This window comes from Affinirhizobium lemnae (assembly GCF_022968395.1).
In the GTDB taxonomy this organism is placed as follows: domain Bacteria; phylum Pseudomonadota; class Alphaproteobacteria; order Rhizobiales; family Rhizobiaceae; genus Neorhizobium; species Neorhizobium lemnae.
In genome coordinates, this window is the sequence record NZ_JALJQZ010000036.1 from 1 (window position 1) to 14,343 (window position 14,343).

Here is a 14,343-nt window from a genome sequence, read left to right on the forward strand (position 1 = left end):
CCAAGCCGGAGGTCTCTCCACTACGATGTAGAACTCGTCCAGTCCTCCACCGTAGGTGGAGGTTTACTTTGATTACAGTCAATCTCCCCCCTTGAGGGGGAGATGGTCGGCAGACCAGAGAGGGGTATCGTCTTCAGCGACCGACAATCTATCCGACGGCATAAACGGTGCTTCACCCACCAGCCTGCCCTCTCGATCGAAAACCAGCACTTCAAGAGCTATTTTGGGTGACTGCAAGGCTTTCGCCGCCGTTTTCCAGGCAAGTTCCGCCACGTGATCACCCAAGGCAAGACCCTGCTCCTCGGCCAGTTGAAAGGCGTGCAACACCGAATTTGCTTGAGCGATCTCATGGCCTAACGTGGCATCCGCTCCTGCCTCGACTGCAACCTTCGCCAGCGCCTCAAGATCCGCCAGACCGCGCTTGGAATGCACATCCAGCATGCCCTGCGCGAGCTTGGTCATCTTGGCGACGCCACCGGCGACGGTGACCTTCGGCACCGGGTGCTTGCGCAGGTATTTCAGCATGCCGCCGACAAAATCACCCATATCGAGAAGCGCGGTTTCCGGCAGATCATGATGCGCCCGCACTGCCTTTTCCGTCGTCATGCCGGTGGAACCGGCAACGTGGGCTAGCCCCTCAGCGCGCGCCACATCAATGCCGCGCCAGATGGAATGAATCCACGCCGAACAGGAAAACGGGATAACGATGCCGGTGGTGCCGAGCACGGAGAGCCCGCCGACGATACCGAGCCGAGGATTCAGTGTTTTCTGCGCCAGTTCTTCTCCATCAGGAATGGAGATTTCGACCTCGAAATCCGTATCGGCCCCGGCCACCTCCGCAATGGCAGCGGCGATCATCTGACGTGGGACAGGGTTGATAGCTGGTTCGCCTGGCGGAATGGGAAGGCCGGGACGTGTTACCATGCCCACACCTTTGCCAGCGAAAAAGCGAAGCCCCTTGCCGGCCTGCCCGCGACGCAGTGTCGCGATGACAAGCGCGCCATGGGTAACATCAGGATCATCGCCCGCATCCTTGATTATCCCGGCGCGGGCAAAGTCTTCGCCTTGCTCTTCAAAGGCGAGAGAGAATGCCGGTTTCTGGCCGCCCGGCAGGGTTATCTCCACCATTTCGGGAAAGCCATGTCCCAGGAACGCAAGGCAGGCCGCCTTTGCCGCCGCAGCGGAACAGGTTCCCGTGGTCCAGCCACGACGCAACTCTTTGCCTTCAACGTCCATGGCTGCATCTATATCGTTGCGGTTGCGCATCGTCACTGGCAAAAGCATGAGCATGACAGATAGCCGACTCACTCCCAAAGCCCTTATCATTGGCGCGCCCCGTTCCGGTGCCGGAAAAACCAGCGTTACCATTGGCTTGCTTCGCGCCTTTGCGCGACGTGGCATCCGGGTACGCGGGGTGAAATCTGGGCCTGATTACATCGATCCCGGCTTTCATCAGGCAGCGACCGGTCTGGAAGGCCTCAATCTTGATAGCTGGGCCATGGAGCCGGATCTGGTGGCCCATCTTCTGGATCACGCGGCGCAAGATACCGATCTGTTGTTGATTGAAAGCGCCATGGGCCTGTTCGATGGCATTGATGGCGGCGAGGGTTGTACCGGCTCTGCTGCGGATCTGGCGCGGCTTCTGGATATTCCGGTTCTGCTGGTACTGGATGTATCGGGCCAGAGCCAGACGGCGGCAGCGGTCGCGGTCGGCTTCAAGTACTACGATGCAAAGGTCCGAACGAAGGGTATCGTCATCAACAGGGCGGGTAGCGAGCGCCATATACGCCTGTCGCGCACGGCCATAGAGGCGGCGGGCATGCCCGTTGTGGGTGCCGTCTTGCGCAGCGACGCACTGGCTCTGCCCGAACGCCATCTGGGCCTTGTGCAGGCCAGTGAACATGGCGGCATTCAGGACTATATCGACCGGTTGGCGGATGTGATGGAAACATCGGTCGATCTCGACGCCCTGCTTTCGCTGGCGCAGCCGATTGCCTTGCGGCGTGGAAACCCTGCTGCGGCCATTCCGCCGCCCGGACAGCGTATCGCCATAGCGTCCGATGCCGCCTTCACCTTCCTCTATCCGCATCTGGGTGCCCATTGGCGAGCACAAGGGGCAGAACTCGTGCTCTTCTCGCCGCTGAACGACGAGGGACCGGCGCTCGATTGCGATATATGCTGGCTACCGGGAGGCTATCCGGAACTCCACGCAGGGCAGCTCTCGGCTGCCAACCGCTTTCGCAACCGTATTCGGCACTTCGCCCAGATGAAGCCGGTTCATGGCGAGTGCGGCGGCTTCATGGTGCTGGGAACAGGTCTTGTGGATGCCGATGGTGTTCGCCATGTCATGACGGCACTGCTCAGCCATTCCACAAGCTTTGCCAAGCGCAAGATGAACCTCGGTTATCGGCAGGTGCGTCTGTTGGGGGATGGTCCGCTGGGCTCTGCCGGAGACATTCTGCGCGGCCACGAGTTCCATTATGCCAGCGTCATCGATCCGGGTCGTGACGAGCCATTTGCCGAAATCGCCGATGGAACCGGCCAGCCGCTTGGGCTGTCGGGCGGAAGGCGCGGCCATGTGAGCGGCACCTTCTTTCACGCGATAGCGCGAACAACATTGTAGACGCATTGCCGGACGGAAAACCAGTGCCCACTTTTCCTGGGAATGCTCACAACTCTATACGCATTCCCGGACGGAAAACCGGTGCCCACTTTTCCTGGGAATGCTCACAACTCTATACGCATTCCCGGACGGAAAACCGGTGTCCACTTTTCCTGGGAATGCTCTGGATCACTCAATGAACACCCGCACTGTGGCTGCGCGCCCGCGTGAATCAATGACGGTGAGAGTCGAATAGCCCGCGCCATCCGGCTTCCATTCGGAATTGCGTGTGCGGGCTGTATCCTCCAATGGCTTGCCATTCGCCAGCCACCGGAAAGGTGCCCGCCCGCCCTGCAATTTCAGCATGAGCGGCGCGATTTCTTCGCCACTACGCGCTCCGAGGTCCACTCTCGCACCTTCGGGAGGATAGACGATCTGCGGGGCCGGTTCCCGCGAGGTAGAGCTCAGCAATCCATTTGCCATGACAGAATAGCGCCTGAGACCAATCGGCAGATCCGTCAGCGCCAACCGCTGGGCACCGGGGGGCGCGGAGGGATGGCCGGAGATGGCAAGACCTGACCGGGCAAAGGCCTCGAACAGAATGGGGGCTGCAGTGCCATAGCCGGTAATGCCGGGAACCGCACCATTGTCTGGCCTTCCAACCCAGACTCCCAACACATAGCGCCCGTCATAACCGACGGACCAGGCATCACGGTAACCGTAGCTGGTGCCGGTCTTATAGGCGAGGCCGAGCTTCGGGCTCCCCTGGGGGGGAAGAACGTCAGAGAGGATATCCGTGACCTGCCAGACGGCGGACGGCTCCAGCAGTGGCTGCATGCCATCTCGCTTCGGCTGATCCCGCACACCATCGCCGAGCTTCACCGGCCAGCCCTGATTGGCAAGCCCGGCGTAGAGCTGCACGAGATCCTTCAGCGTCATGCCAACACCGCCGAGACCGATGGCAAGACCCGGCGCTTCGCCCGCCGGCAGAACGGGCCGAACCTCTGCCCGCCTGAACCGCACCATCAGACGGCTGGGGCCGACGCCCTCCAGAACCCGCACCGCCGGTACGTTCAGCGATAATTGCAGGGCTTGGCGAATGCTGACATCACCCTGATAGCTCATATCGAAATTCTTCGGTCGATAGCCGGAGAAATCGGAAGGGCGATCCTCGATGATCGTTTCCTGCGCGACCAACCCCTCTTCGAAGGCGAGGCCATAGATGAACGGTTTCAGCGTCGATCCCGGCGAACGATTGATGCGCGTCATGTCGATCCAGCCGGAGCGGGAGGCATCGAAGTAATCTGCGGAACCGACATCCGCGACAATCTCGCCTGTGGCCGAATCCGCCATCATCATGGCCAGAGAAACCTTGGGCGGCAGCCGTGCACCCGCCTCTCGTGCCACGCGTTCCAGCGCGTCCTGCACCGGTTTGCGCAAGGTCGTTTCGTAAATTGCCTCACCCGGTGCCTTGCGCAAGGCAGCCTCTGCCAGATGGGCGGCAAGGGCTGGCAATTGCCGCCTCTCCCGCGGCACAGCCACAAGCGAGGCGCGATCTGCCTCGCCGTCTCCCACTGCGGTCTCCACATGGGCGCGGGCCAGAACGCGCTCACGCGCTGCCTTGGCTGCGTCTGGAAAGCGATCCGGCCTTCTACCTTCCGGCGATTGCGGCAGGGCCACCAGCAGCGCGGCCTCCGCCACGGAAAGCCGCTTCGGCTCCTTGCCGAAATAGGCAAAGCTTGCGGCCCTTACCCCTTCCAGATTGCCGCCATAGGGTGCCAGCGAAAGATAGAGGTCCACAATTTCCGCCTTCGACAGACGGCGCTCGATCTGCACCGCCCGCACCATCTGTTTCAGCTTGGCAAAGACGGATCGGCTCTCTCTGGGCTCGATGAGGCGCGCGACCTGCATGGAGAGAGTGGAGCCACCGGACACGATGCGCCCATGCGTGACAAGCTGAAACGCCGCACGCCCCAGCGCCCGGATATCCACCCCGGAGTGCTGGTAGAAGCGATGATCCTCATAGGCGATCAGCATGCGGATGAACTGCGGATCGACATCGCCCGCCGTTGTCTTCAACCGCCACAGACCATCCTTCGTGGCAAAGGCGCGCAGCAATTGCCCGTCTGCATCGCGCACCTCTGCAGACCGGGCACGCGCTGCCTCCAGCGGTGGCGGATAGGCGCGGTCGGCGGCTTCGAGTGCCATGCAAAGGGACACGGCGACAACAAGCATTGTCGCCGCCCCACCTGCCAGCCACTTGATGAGCCGCCTGCCCATGGCCGTTACTGCGCTTCCTGAACCTGCATGCGGCCCGCCGCAGAGCGCGCCGACAATTCTGGCCGGTACATATCTTCCACGCTGGCCGCGGGATGATCATAGGCTCCGGGTGTCACCGCCCGCACGACATAGGCCAGCGAGAACTCGCGGTTATCGCCCTTGTTACGGTCGAACGCCGCGACAAAACGGTCGTTGCGGAACTCCGTATGGGCCACCTGCACCTGGCCGACCCATTCGAAATTGGCCAGCTGCGCGCTATCCACGAGATTGGGATTGTCGATCTCGAAGCCTGCTGGCAGCAAATCCTGCACGAGGATGCGGGATGGCCAGTCATTCGTTTCGTTGACAGTCAGAACCACAACATAACGCTCGTTCTGCTTGGCCTCAGTGACATTCGCTTCCTGCCCATCCAGCGTGTAATAGGCTCGGGTGATGGCAAAGCCATTGCCTCCCGCTGCCGGTGGCTGCTTGGGCGAAGCATAGGTGGTGATGACTGCCGAAACCGGCTCGCTGGCGCGGTTAGTCAGCGTCACCGGCTTTGCCAAAAGCTCATCACCCGTCATCTGCTGGCGGTAGGCACCTGTAGCCACCTGTCCGTTCACATCCACCTTCAACCCGCTATCGCCGTTTTGAAGGGCACGCGCCGCCAGAAGCATCCAGGCCTGCTCCTGCGTGCTCATGTACTTCCTCTTGCGCGCTTCCTTGGCAACGGCTGCCGCCAGTTGTGGAACGATTGCCGGAACCGGGCGGCTTTCCGCGGCCAATGCCAGAACCGCCGCACCATCTCGCAGAGTGGAACCATAATCCGACCACGACCAGCTGACTTGCGTTGCAACAGCCTGTTCCGTCATCTGAAGGGCGGAGGCGAACACTGTCTTCGACCGTTGCGTATCGCCGTAAAGCGAAAGGGCAGCGGCCAGATGCGCCTTGGCAAGCGGTGTGGGGAAATCGTTCAGCATTGTATCCGCATAGTAGCGCAGATCGCTGATCGAGGCCTTGCGGTTACGTGCGAGAACATAGAGCGCGTAGGAAACCTGCTCGCCCTGATCCTTAATATTGACCTCATAGGCCAAAGAGTTCTGCAAGTTTTCCAGCGCCTGCACCAGCGCCCGATCCGGCACATCGAGACCCTGTTCACGCGCCCGGGTCAGGAATTCCGTCACATAGGCATCCAGCCAGCGATCGCCCGAACCCGGCCCCCAAAGACCGAAGCTGCCGGACGAAGACTGATAGGCCAGCACGCGGTAGATGGCATCCTGAACCCTCTTCTTCACATCGGGATCATCCGCCATGCCGCTTTGCCTGGACAGTTCGGAGAGATAGAGCAGCGGCACCGCACGGCTGGTCGTCTGCTCGGCGCAGCCATAAGGATAGCGATCGAGCGACATCAGCAGCGCCGGGATGTCGAAATCTGCCGAGCGGGTCACGCCGAGCGTCAGGCTTGCGCCCTGCAATTGCGCATCTGCCAGCAGGTTGCCATCCACCGTTAGGCTCTGGTTCGGTGCAAGCGAAATGATGCGCTTTTCAGTGACCGGCAGCACTGCCGGGCGAACCGGCAACTCGAGACGCTGCTGCATGGGCGCAAGACCGTTTCCAGCCAAAGTCACCGTCAGCGATCCATCACCAACACGCGCGCCCTTGATGGCAAGGTTGACCGTGCTTTTGGCACCGGCATTCAGCTTTACGGTGCGGGATGCATTTGCCCCTGTGACACTGATCTGCGGGCTGGCGGCGATGGAGACCTGATAATCACCCGCCGGTGCATCCGTATTGGCAATGTCGAGCCGCAACATGGCCTCATCGCCAGGGGCGAGGAAACGCGGCAGGCTGGCGGTAACAACCACGGGATCGCGGATCACCACATCCTTCGTGCCATGGCCGACTGCGGTTTTCGTCCAGGCGACGGCCATCACTCGCGCCGTGCCGTTGAACTGTGGAACATCGAAGCTGACATTGGCCTTTCCATCCGGCCCGACGCGAACGATGCCGGAGAAGAAGGCAATCAGCTTTTCCTTCGGCGGGCTGCCTTGCAAAGCCACGCTTCCGCCATCGCCGCCGGTGCGCAGCTTGCCCGTCGCACCCAGCGAACCATCGATCAGACGTCCATAGATATCGCGGATTTCAAGGCCGAGACGACGCTGTCCGAAATACCAGTTGTCTGGCGCAGGCGGCTCATAGCGCGTGAGGTTCAGGATACCGACATCGACAGCGGCAACTGTGACATAGGCTTCTTCGCCAACGCCCGCGCCCTTCACATCCACGCCGATCTGCAGCGGTTGGCGCGGCAGCGTCTTGTCCGGTGCCGTCAGCGAAACGGTCAGATCGCGATCCTGCGGGTCCACCTTCAGCCAGGTCACGCCAATGGCGCGCATGGGCATGCGGCTTTCGCGTGCATTGCCGGGACGATAAATCAAGGCAGTAACATAAGCTCCCGCGCCCCATTCCTTCGTCACCGGAATGGAAACCTCACCGCCCTTTTCACCGATCGAGACATTTTGTACGGAGATCAGATTTTCCGCGCCGTTAGCGATCATCAATTGACCGGCATAGCGGGAGGAAACTTTCAGCTTCGCCGTGTCGCCCACCTTGTAGGAGGCCTTGTCGAGCGCGATTTCCAGCGCATCCGGTGTTTCGGTCGAAGTCGCGGTCACGAACCAGCCCGCATCGAACTCGACGCTGGATGCGGGCGCATCCGGCTCGGGGCCGGTGACTTCCAGACGATAGCGGCCCCACTGGACGGGAACGGAAATCTTGCCGCCATCTACCGCTGCGACATCCACCTTGCCATTGACGATCTGTTTGGTGCGATTGACCGGCTCGTAACGCCAGGAATTGCCTTCGCGATACCATTGATAGTCGCGCTCGATCTTGACGAGCTTCCACAACAGGCCGGGGGCAGCCCGCTTCTGGGCATCGGCACCGATCATGATGACGTTGAAATTCGCCACCGCGTTCTCGGCGAGATCGCCCGAGAATTCCGGCTTGATGCCGATGCGGTCGCCATCGGCGCGAACGGGCAGCGTCAGCGTGCGTTCGACAGCGCGACCGCCGCCTTCTTTCAGGCGCACGACGATGTTCGCATCCGTCAATTGCGTGGTATAGGCAAGCTCGGTCAATCCACCATCGAAGCTGGCTTTCCCCTGCTCGTCGAGCGGATCAAGCGCTTCCAGCGGCAACCTTTCCGCTTCACTTGCCTCTTCGTCAGCCAGACCAAAGAAATAGCCTTTGAACGCTTCGCGCTCTCGCGTGTGCTTCAGCACGATTTCGCCTTCGAGCCCAAGTCCGGCAGCAGGCGCGCCATAGAGATAGCGGCCATCGACGGTGATTGGCGTCTGTTCACCGACGACGATTTCTTTTGCCTCGCTCTTCAGATCAAACTCGATCCGGTCCGGCACGAAATCATCGACGAGGAAGCGCTTTTCAGCAATGGCGGTCGCTTTTGGGTCCGTGAATACCTGCATGGTCCAGGTGCCGCGCATGGCGCTGGCCAGCACCGGCAAATCCACCGCATAGCCGCCCAGCGTTCCCGTTCCCGTCATACGGCGGTCTTCAACACCGTCAGGCCGCAGAAACACAAAGGTCAGCGGCAATTGATCGATGGCGTTGGACGTGACATCACGCGCCAGAAGCGCTGCATGAACCGTTTCGCCCGGGCGATAGATGCCACGCTCCGTCCAGGCGTAGACATCGATAGCACCCGGAGCGGGACGACCCGTCACGCCGCGATCGGACAGGTCGAAGCCTGCGCGCGTCATGTCGAGGAAAACGAAATCCTCACCGCCCTTCGAGGCCATCAGCACGGCCGGAACCATGCTCGCCGTGCCACGAATGAGACCCGCACTGAACACGGCCTTGCCATCGGCATCCGTCTTGGCGGTGCCGAGGATCTCGTTGTTCTTGGCCAGCAATTGCAGGTCCACGCCGACCGCCGGTTCGGCAGAGCCAAGCGAGCGCGCGAAAACATTCAGGCCGTCGGTTCCGGCAAAGGTGCTGAGGCCCAGATCGGACACCACGAACCACTGCGTGGCCTTGTTTTCCCATTCATTGACATTGCCCGTGCCGGTCGCCGCCGTCAGCACATAGACGCCAGGCTTGCGCTTCGGCAAAACCTCATCGACGGGGAAGCTCGTCACAACATCCTTGTTGATGTCCTGCGCGATATCGATAGAACCCTGCCAGACCAGTTCACCATTGCTCTGCTCCACCTGACCGGCGGTGTAGCCGTCCATCTGGGTGAGAAACTGCGAATTGGCGAGCAGCGGCGCAATGCTTCTGTCACCAATGCGGTAAAGCTTCAGATTGGCGCTGCTGGTATTGACGGACACGATGGGAATGCCGCGCCGCGCCGTCGATGGCAGAACGAAGCTGTCGCCGGTGAAGCGCACCGCTGGCGAGCGATCCTTGACGTAAATGTTGAGATCGACGGCTGCCTGCAGACTTTCATCCACGCTGGAGGGAAGGCCACGGCGTAGGGTTAGCTTGTAACGCTCGCCGTGCTTCAGACCCTCGACGCAGATCTGCTTGTCCTTGGCTTCGACCGCCTGCGGGGCCTGGCCGTTGAGCACCACGAACTGGCCGTAATCCGTACCCGTTTTTAAAAGCGCTTCGGAAAACTGTACGCAGGCACGCGGGCTTGCCGCATCGGCATCCACGCTGTTTCCAACGACGCGGAAACCAAAGCGCTCCTTCAGGTCGTTGTAACGCGCCTGCACGGTTTTCGAGGGAACGAGCGCCAGGCTTTCCTTCAGCGCATCGATGGCGCCCCGGTGGTTTTCCTGCGCGTGGAGCGCATCACCCAATAGGGCAAGCGCCTCGGCGCGGCTCTGCGCCGTGCGAGAGGCATCATAGGCGTTGATTGCCGCCGAAACCGCCTTCGTCTTGGCGTCGGCATCATCCTTGATCTGCGCGGATGCCCTGGAAAACTCGCTCCACAGGCCTGAATCATCCGGCTCGATGCTGAGTGCCGCCGTCAATGCATTGATGGCCGCTGCCGGATTTCCATTGACGAATTCAAGCTGCGCGAGCGCTTTCAGACTTTCCAGCCCCTGCCCTTCCAGTTCTGGTGGAACGGCCAATTCATCGCGAAGGGCGGCAGCCTGATTGGTCGCCTCATCGCCAACCATGGAAAGCGCTGGCGGCGCACCGATATCCGGCTGGCTGTTGGCGACAACGATCTTGCCGGCAACCGCACCGGCAAAGCTGTTCAGCTGGTTGTAATCCGATTTGAGGAAGCACCACTTCGCCTTCACATTGAAGGTAAAAGCGCGGCAGGATTTATCGTCGATACAGGCCGTCTGGCACTGCTGGAGCGTGACGTTTTTGACCGTTCTCAGGTCGAAGCCGATGTAATCGCTTTCCTCAGTCGTCTCGATTGTCCGGTTCGACTGCGGCGCCTTGGTCGCCTGCTGCGCCTGGACGGGACCGAGAAGGCCAAGGGCCAGAAAAGAGGCGACCGCAAACGAGATTCGCTTCGACATGATGTCCTCCCACCGCAGCATGAACGGCAATGTCGGCAGTGATCGCCGATCAACAAAGTCTTCTGTCGTTAACGTATGGTTGTCAATTGAAAGCATGATGACGCTCGGCCACAATGGACGCTCGTTGAACTGCTGACGGCTCCACACAGGCTCATCCACACCATGTCAAATCCGCCCGATCAGACCCTGCAGCCACTGCTGAAAGTTGCGTTTCCGCCTGGAGAGCGGCTTGGCCGCGGCAAGATCGAGCTGCTGGAGCATATTCGTGAAACCGGGTCCATTTCGGCAGCCGGTCGCCGCATGGATATGTCGTATCGACGGGCATGGCTGCTGGTGGATGCGATCAACACGATGTTTGCAAAACCGTCAGTTGAATCCCAGCGCGGTGGCAAGCAAGGCGGCGGGGCTCAGCTGACCGAATTTGGTGAAGAACTGATCCGCCGCTTTCGGCATATGGAAGTCATTCTCCAAAGCGCGCTTGCAGACGACCTCGATTGGCTGAATGAACATCAAAGCAAGATCAGCGCGCTCGACCCGACGGATCCAGTGCAACCGTCTTGATGATGGCGTGAATGGATTGCCCTACCATCAGGTCCATTCGCTTGGCAGACAGACCGGTAATGCGGGCGCGCAGCACTTCCTCCCCGCACCGAAGCGCTATATCCACCGCACCACCATCCGAACCCGTCATGGAGCGGATTTCACCCTTCAGTACATTGAGGGCGGAGATCCCGTGCGGCTCTGAGGTCGCCAGCAGAACCTCTCGGGCAGGAATATGGACGCGAAGCTTTTGCCCTTCATGGAGATCGCCGCGCGGAACGAAGAGACGACAGCCGCGAAGCGCGATGGCCGCAAGATCGGGATCCTCACCCTGAAGCCGCACCAGTCCTTCCAGAACGCTGCCGCTTTCCCGCCCCGTCGCGACGGTTTGGATGCCCAGAATTTCGGAGGCATTGCCAATGCCGGTCACACGCCCGTCCGCCATGGCGACGACACGGTCCGCCAGCCGTGCCACTTCGCTCACCGAATGGCTGACATAGAGAATGGGCAGGTTCAGCTCATCGCGCAGCCGCTCGATATAGGGCAGGATTTCCGCCTTGCGCGCCTCATCCAGTGCCGAAAGCGGCTCATCCATCAGCAAAATGCGAGGGCTCGCCAGAAGAGCGCGGCCAATGGCCACTCGCTGCTTTTCTCCACCTGACAATGAACCGGGACGACGCGGCAGCAGTGCCTCCAGCCCGAGTATGGCAATAATCTTCTCCGGATCGGCGAAGGAGGACCGGCTGCCCGCGAACCACTGCCCGTAGTTGAGATTCTGACGCACGGTCAGATGCGGAAAAAGGCGCGGCTCCTGGAAGACATAGCCGAGGCCCCGCCGATGCGGCGGGAGGCAGATACCCTTGCTCGTATCCAGCAGCACCTGATCGCCGACGATTATGCGCCCGTGATCAGGCCTCACCAGCCCGCCGACAATGCGAAGCACGGATGTTTTTCCAGAGCCGGAACGCCCGAAGAGCGCCGTTACGCCCCCTTCCGATGTGAAGTCCGCCTCGATGCGGAAATCTCCTTGGCTATGACGGATCTCGACAGCGAAAGTCATTCGGCTTCGATCCTCTTGCCCACCCGGCGCGCCAGCGCTTCGGAAAGCAGCAATGCTGCCATGGAGATGACAATCGAAATGACAGTCAAGCGAAGAGCGCCCGCATCGCCCCCCGGCACCTGGGTGAAGGTGTAGATCGCGGCGGAAAGCGTTTGCGTTTCACCGGGAATGTTCGAAACAAAGGTGATCGTCGCGCCGAATTCCCCCATGGCCTTGGCAAAGGCCAGAACGAGGCCGGCGATGATTCCCGGCAGCATCAGGGGCAGCGTGACCGTGAGAAACACCATCACCGGCGATGCGCCCAATGTTCTGGCCGCCTCTTCCAGCTTCAGGTCCACCGCCTCGATGGACAGCCTGATCGAACGCACCATCAGCGGAAAACCCATGACCGCGCAGGCGAGTGCCGCCCCGGTCCAGCGAAAGGATAGGATCAACCCGAAAGTGCTTTCCAGAAATGAACCGATGAACCCGCGTCGCCCGAACGCAATCAGCAGCAGGTAACCGGTCACAACGGGTGGCAGAATGAGCGGCAGGTGGACGATGCCATTCAGCAGCGCATGTCCCCAAAAGCGCTTGCGCGCCAGAAGATAGGCAACCAGCACACCCAGCGGCAGGCTGGCGATGACGGCAACGCTGGCAACCTTCAGGCTGAGCCTGATCGCCGTCCATTCCTCTTCACTCAAACTTGGAAGTTCCACGCATGCGTCCCGTTTGTGAAGACTGTAACTGCGTGAACGCCGTTATGCGAGGGCATCATTTGAGGATTGTGAAGCCTTGTGCCGTGAAGAAACCCGAAGCTTCATCGGAAGACAGGAACTTCAGGTAATCGCTGGCCGCCGTGCTCTTGGCGCCGGCGACCTGCGCTACCGGATAGATGATCGCAGGATGGCTGTCTGGCGGGAAGGTGCCGACGACTGAAACGCCGGGATCGGCGGCTGCATCCGTCTGATAAACGATGCCATAAGGAGCCTCCCCGCGCGATACGAGCAAGAGTGCTGCGCGAACATTTTCCGCACCCGCCACCTTCGGCGCGACGGCAGTCCAGGCACCAAGCTTTTCCAGCGCAGCCTTGCCATATTTGCCGGCGGGAACGCTATTCACCGCACCCATGGCGAGCTTGCCGTCTCCCACCAGAGCGGAAAGATCGAACCCAGCCTTGATGTTGACAGGCTTTGCCTTGTCCTTCGGCGCGACCAGAACGATGCGGTTGCCCAGCAGGTTCTTTCGACTGTCCGGCTTGATGAGGTTCTTCTTCGCCAGATAATCCATCCAGTCCAGATCGGCGGAAATGAAAACGTCCGCGGGCGCACCAGCCTCTATCTGCTTCGCCAGCGCCGAGCTGGCTGCGTAAGAGACCGTTACCTCATGACCACTTTTCTTAGCGTAGACGGCATTGGCTGCATCCAACGCCGTCCTCATGCTGGCAGCGGCGAAAACGGTTATCTTTTCAGCGGCTAGACCTTGTGCGGGCAGAACAGGAAGCACTGCCAAAGCCATGGCAGCGATGAGTTTGAGGATCAGACGGCGGGTTTTCATAAGCTCTCCCAATCGAAATATCTGCGCGAATATAGCGAACTTACGCCCGTATTCCAGCATTATATCCGTGCGGATATAATGAAAGAAATTCAGCGCCTTCTGGACAGCGGTCCTATGTCGCTACACATTCCCCTCATGATCGAAATGCAGGACGGAACCATGGTAGACGAAACCAGCGAGCCTGAGGCGACGAAGTTGACCACGACCAAACGAAAGTGGGCGGCAGAAGGCAAATTTCTAACCGGCAAGATCACAAGACCGGAAACCGACCGACTGCCGCCGGGCCAGCACCTCGTGCAGAACTGGCCGGTCCTGGACCTTGGCCAGCAGCCGGTGATCTCCGCACTGCAATGGCGGCTCGACATCAGGGGCGAAGTGGAAAATCCTCTGACGTTCAACTGGGAGAAATTTCAGGCGCTACCGCAATCGAAGCTCACGACAGATATTCACTGCGTGACCACTTGGTCGCGTTATGACAATGAATGGACCGGCGTCACCACACGTGAACTGCTTGATCAGGTTCACCCGAAAGCAGATGCGGATGCCGTGATGCTGACGAGCTATGACGGATACACGACCAATCTGCTGCTTTCCGACTTTGCCGCGGAAGACGCCATGCTGGTCACGCATTGGCAGGGCGAGCCGCTGACCGCCGAGCACGGCGGGCCAATGCGCCTCGTTGTTCCGCATCTTTATTTCTGGAAGAGCGCCAAGTGGCTGACCCGCATCGAGTTCACCCGTCAGGACAGACCCGGCTTCTGGGAAAAGAATGGCTACCACATGCGTGGTGATCCATGGGCTGAAGAGCGCTATTCCGAGGACTGAAAATGGTGCAGGAGCCGCCCCCG

The 14,343-nt window shown here is 60.4% G+C and carries 9 protein-coding genes; 3 read left to right on the forward strand and 6 right to left on the reverse strand.

Annotated features, from left to right (window positions below; all coding sequences use genetic code 11):
• Nucleotides 1–78: 78 nt before the first annotated feature.
• Nucleotides 79–1,236: a cobalt-precorrin-5B (C(1))-methyltransferase gene (locus MUU53_RS17895; RefSeq protein WP_247262126.1), complete on the reverse strand. Its 1,158-nt coding sequence runs from the start codon at nucleotides 1,234–1,236 to the stop codon at nucleotides 79–81.
• 52 nt (nucleotides 1,237–1,288) lie between these two features.
• Here MUU53_RS17895 and MUU53_RS17900 point away from each other — a divergent pair, with 52 nt between their 5' ends.
• A complete protein-coding gene (locus MUU53_RS17900) occupies nucleotides 1,289–2,623 on the forward strand; it encodes a cobyrinic acid a,c-diamide synthase CobB (protein WP_247262098.1) in 1,335 nt (444 codons plus the stop codon).
• A 168-nt stretch (nucleotides 2,624–2,791) separates the two neighbouring features.
• On the opposite strand, the gene pbpC is transcribed toward MUU53_RS17900, so the two are convergent.
• Both pbpC and MUU53_RS17910 read right to left on the reverse strand, forming a co-directional pair.
• The gene (pbpC, locus tag MUU53_RS17905; protein ID WP_377307230.1) at nucleotides 2,792–4,837 is read right to left on the reverse strand and encodes a penicillin-binding protein 1C; all 2,046 of its coding nucleotides are present in this window, start codon (nucleotides 4,835–4,837) and stop codon (nucleotides 2,792–2,794) included.
• A 50-nt stretch (nucleotides 4,838–4,887) separates the two neighbouring features.
• A complete protein-coding gene (locus MUU53_RS17910; protein WP_247262100.1) occupies nucleotides 4,888–10,359 on the reverse strand; it encodes an alpha-2-macroglobulin family protein in 5,472 nt (1,823 codons plus the stop codon).
• Between the two features lie 162 nt (nucleotides 10,360–10,521).
• On the opposite strand from MUU53_RS17910, the gene MUU53_RS17915 reads away from it, so the two are divergent.
• Nucleotides 10,522–10,920 carry a winged helix-turn-helix domain-containing protein gene (locus MUU53_RS17915; RefSeq protein ID WP_247262101.1) on the forward strand — a complete coding sequence of 133 codons (399 nt, stop codon included), beginning with the start codon at nucleotides 10,522–10,524 and terminating at the stop codon, nucleotides 10,918–10,920.
• Here the strand turns inward: MUU53_RS17915 and modC are convergent.
• From modC to modA, 3 genes are read right to left on the reverse strand one after another with little or no spacing between them, the layout of a single operon-like run.
• Nucleotides 10,880–11,959, reverse strand: coding sequence for a molybdenum ABC transporter ATP-binding protein (modC, locus tag MUU53_RS17920; RefSeq protein ID WP_247262102.1), 1,080 nt, complete (start codon nucleotides 11,957–11,959; stop codon nucleotides 10,880–10,882). The two genes, MUU53_RS17915 and modC, sit on opposite strands and share 41 nt — an antisense overlap.
• Complete coding sequence (gene modB, locus MUU53_RS17925; RefSeq protein WP_247262103.1) at nucleotides 11,956–12,657, reverse strand: molybdate ABC transporter permease subunit; 702 nt, start codon at nucleotides 12,655–12,657, stop codon at nucleotides 11,956–11,958. The genes modC and modB overlap by 4 nt, the downstream gene beginning before the upstream one ends.
• A gap of 55 nt (nucleotides 12,658–12,712) precedes the next feature.
• Complete coding sequence (gene modA / locus MUU53_RS17930; RefSeq protein WP_247262104.1) at nucleotides 12,713–13,495, reverse strand: molybdate ABC transporter substrate-binding protein; 783 nt, start codon at nucleotides 13,493–13,495, stop codon at nucleotides 12,713–12,715.
• 159 nt (nucleotides 13,496–13,654) lie between these two features.
• On the opposite strand from modA, the gene MUU53_RS17935 reads away from it, so the two are divergent.
• The gene (locus tag MUU53_RS17935; RefSeq protein ID WP_247262127.1) at nucleotides 13,655–14,320 is read left to right on the forward strand and encodes a sulfite oxidase-like oxidoreductase; all 666 of its coding nucleotides are present in this window, start codon (nucleotides 13,655–13,657) and stop codon (nucleotides 14,318–14,320) included.
• Nucleotides 14,321–14,343: the final 23 nt, after the last annotated feature.

What these genes read in the sequence shown, in the direction of transcription:
- modA (WP_247262104.1), bottom strand. Translation starts at nt 13,495, where the DNA reads ATGAAAACCCGCCGTCTGATCCTCAAACTCATCGCTGCCATGGCTTTG.
- pbpC (WP_377307230.1), bottom strand. Translation starts at nt 4,837, where the DNA reads ATGCTTGTTGTCGCCGTGTCCCTTTGCATGGCACTCGAAGCCGCCGAC.
- MUU53_RS17915 (WP_247262101.1), top strand. Translation starts at nt 10,522, where the DNA reads ATGTCAAATCCGCCCGATCAGACCCTGCAGCCACTGCTGAAAGTTGCG.
- MUU53_RS17895 (WP_247262126.1), bottom strand. Translation starts at nt 1,236, where the DNA reads ATGGACGTTGAAGGCAAAGAGTTGCGTCGTGGCTGGACCACGGGAACC.
- MUU53_RS17910 (WP_247262100.1), bottom strand. Translation starts at nt 10,359, where the DNA reads ATGTCGAAGCGAATCTCGTTTGCGGTCGCCTCTTTTCTGGCCCTTGGC.
- modC (WP_247262102.1), bottom strand. Translation starts at nt 11,959, where the DNA reads ATGACTTTCGCTGTCGAGATCCGTCATAGCCAAGGAGATTTCCGCATC.
- MUU53_RS17900 (WP_247262098.1), top strand. Translation starts at nt 1,289, where the DNA reads ATGACAGATAGCCGACTCACTCCCAAAGCCCTTATCATTGGCGCGCCC.
- MUU53_RS17935 (WP_247262127.1), top strand. Translation starts at nt 13,655, where the DNA reads ATGGTAGACGAAACCAGCGAGCCTGAGGCGACGAAGTTGACCACGACC.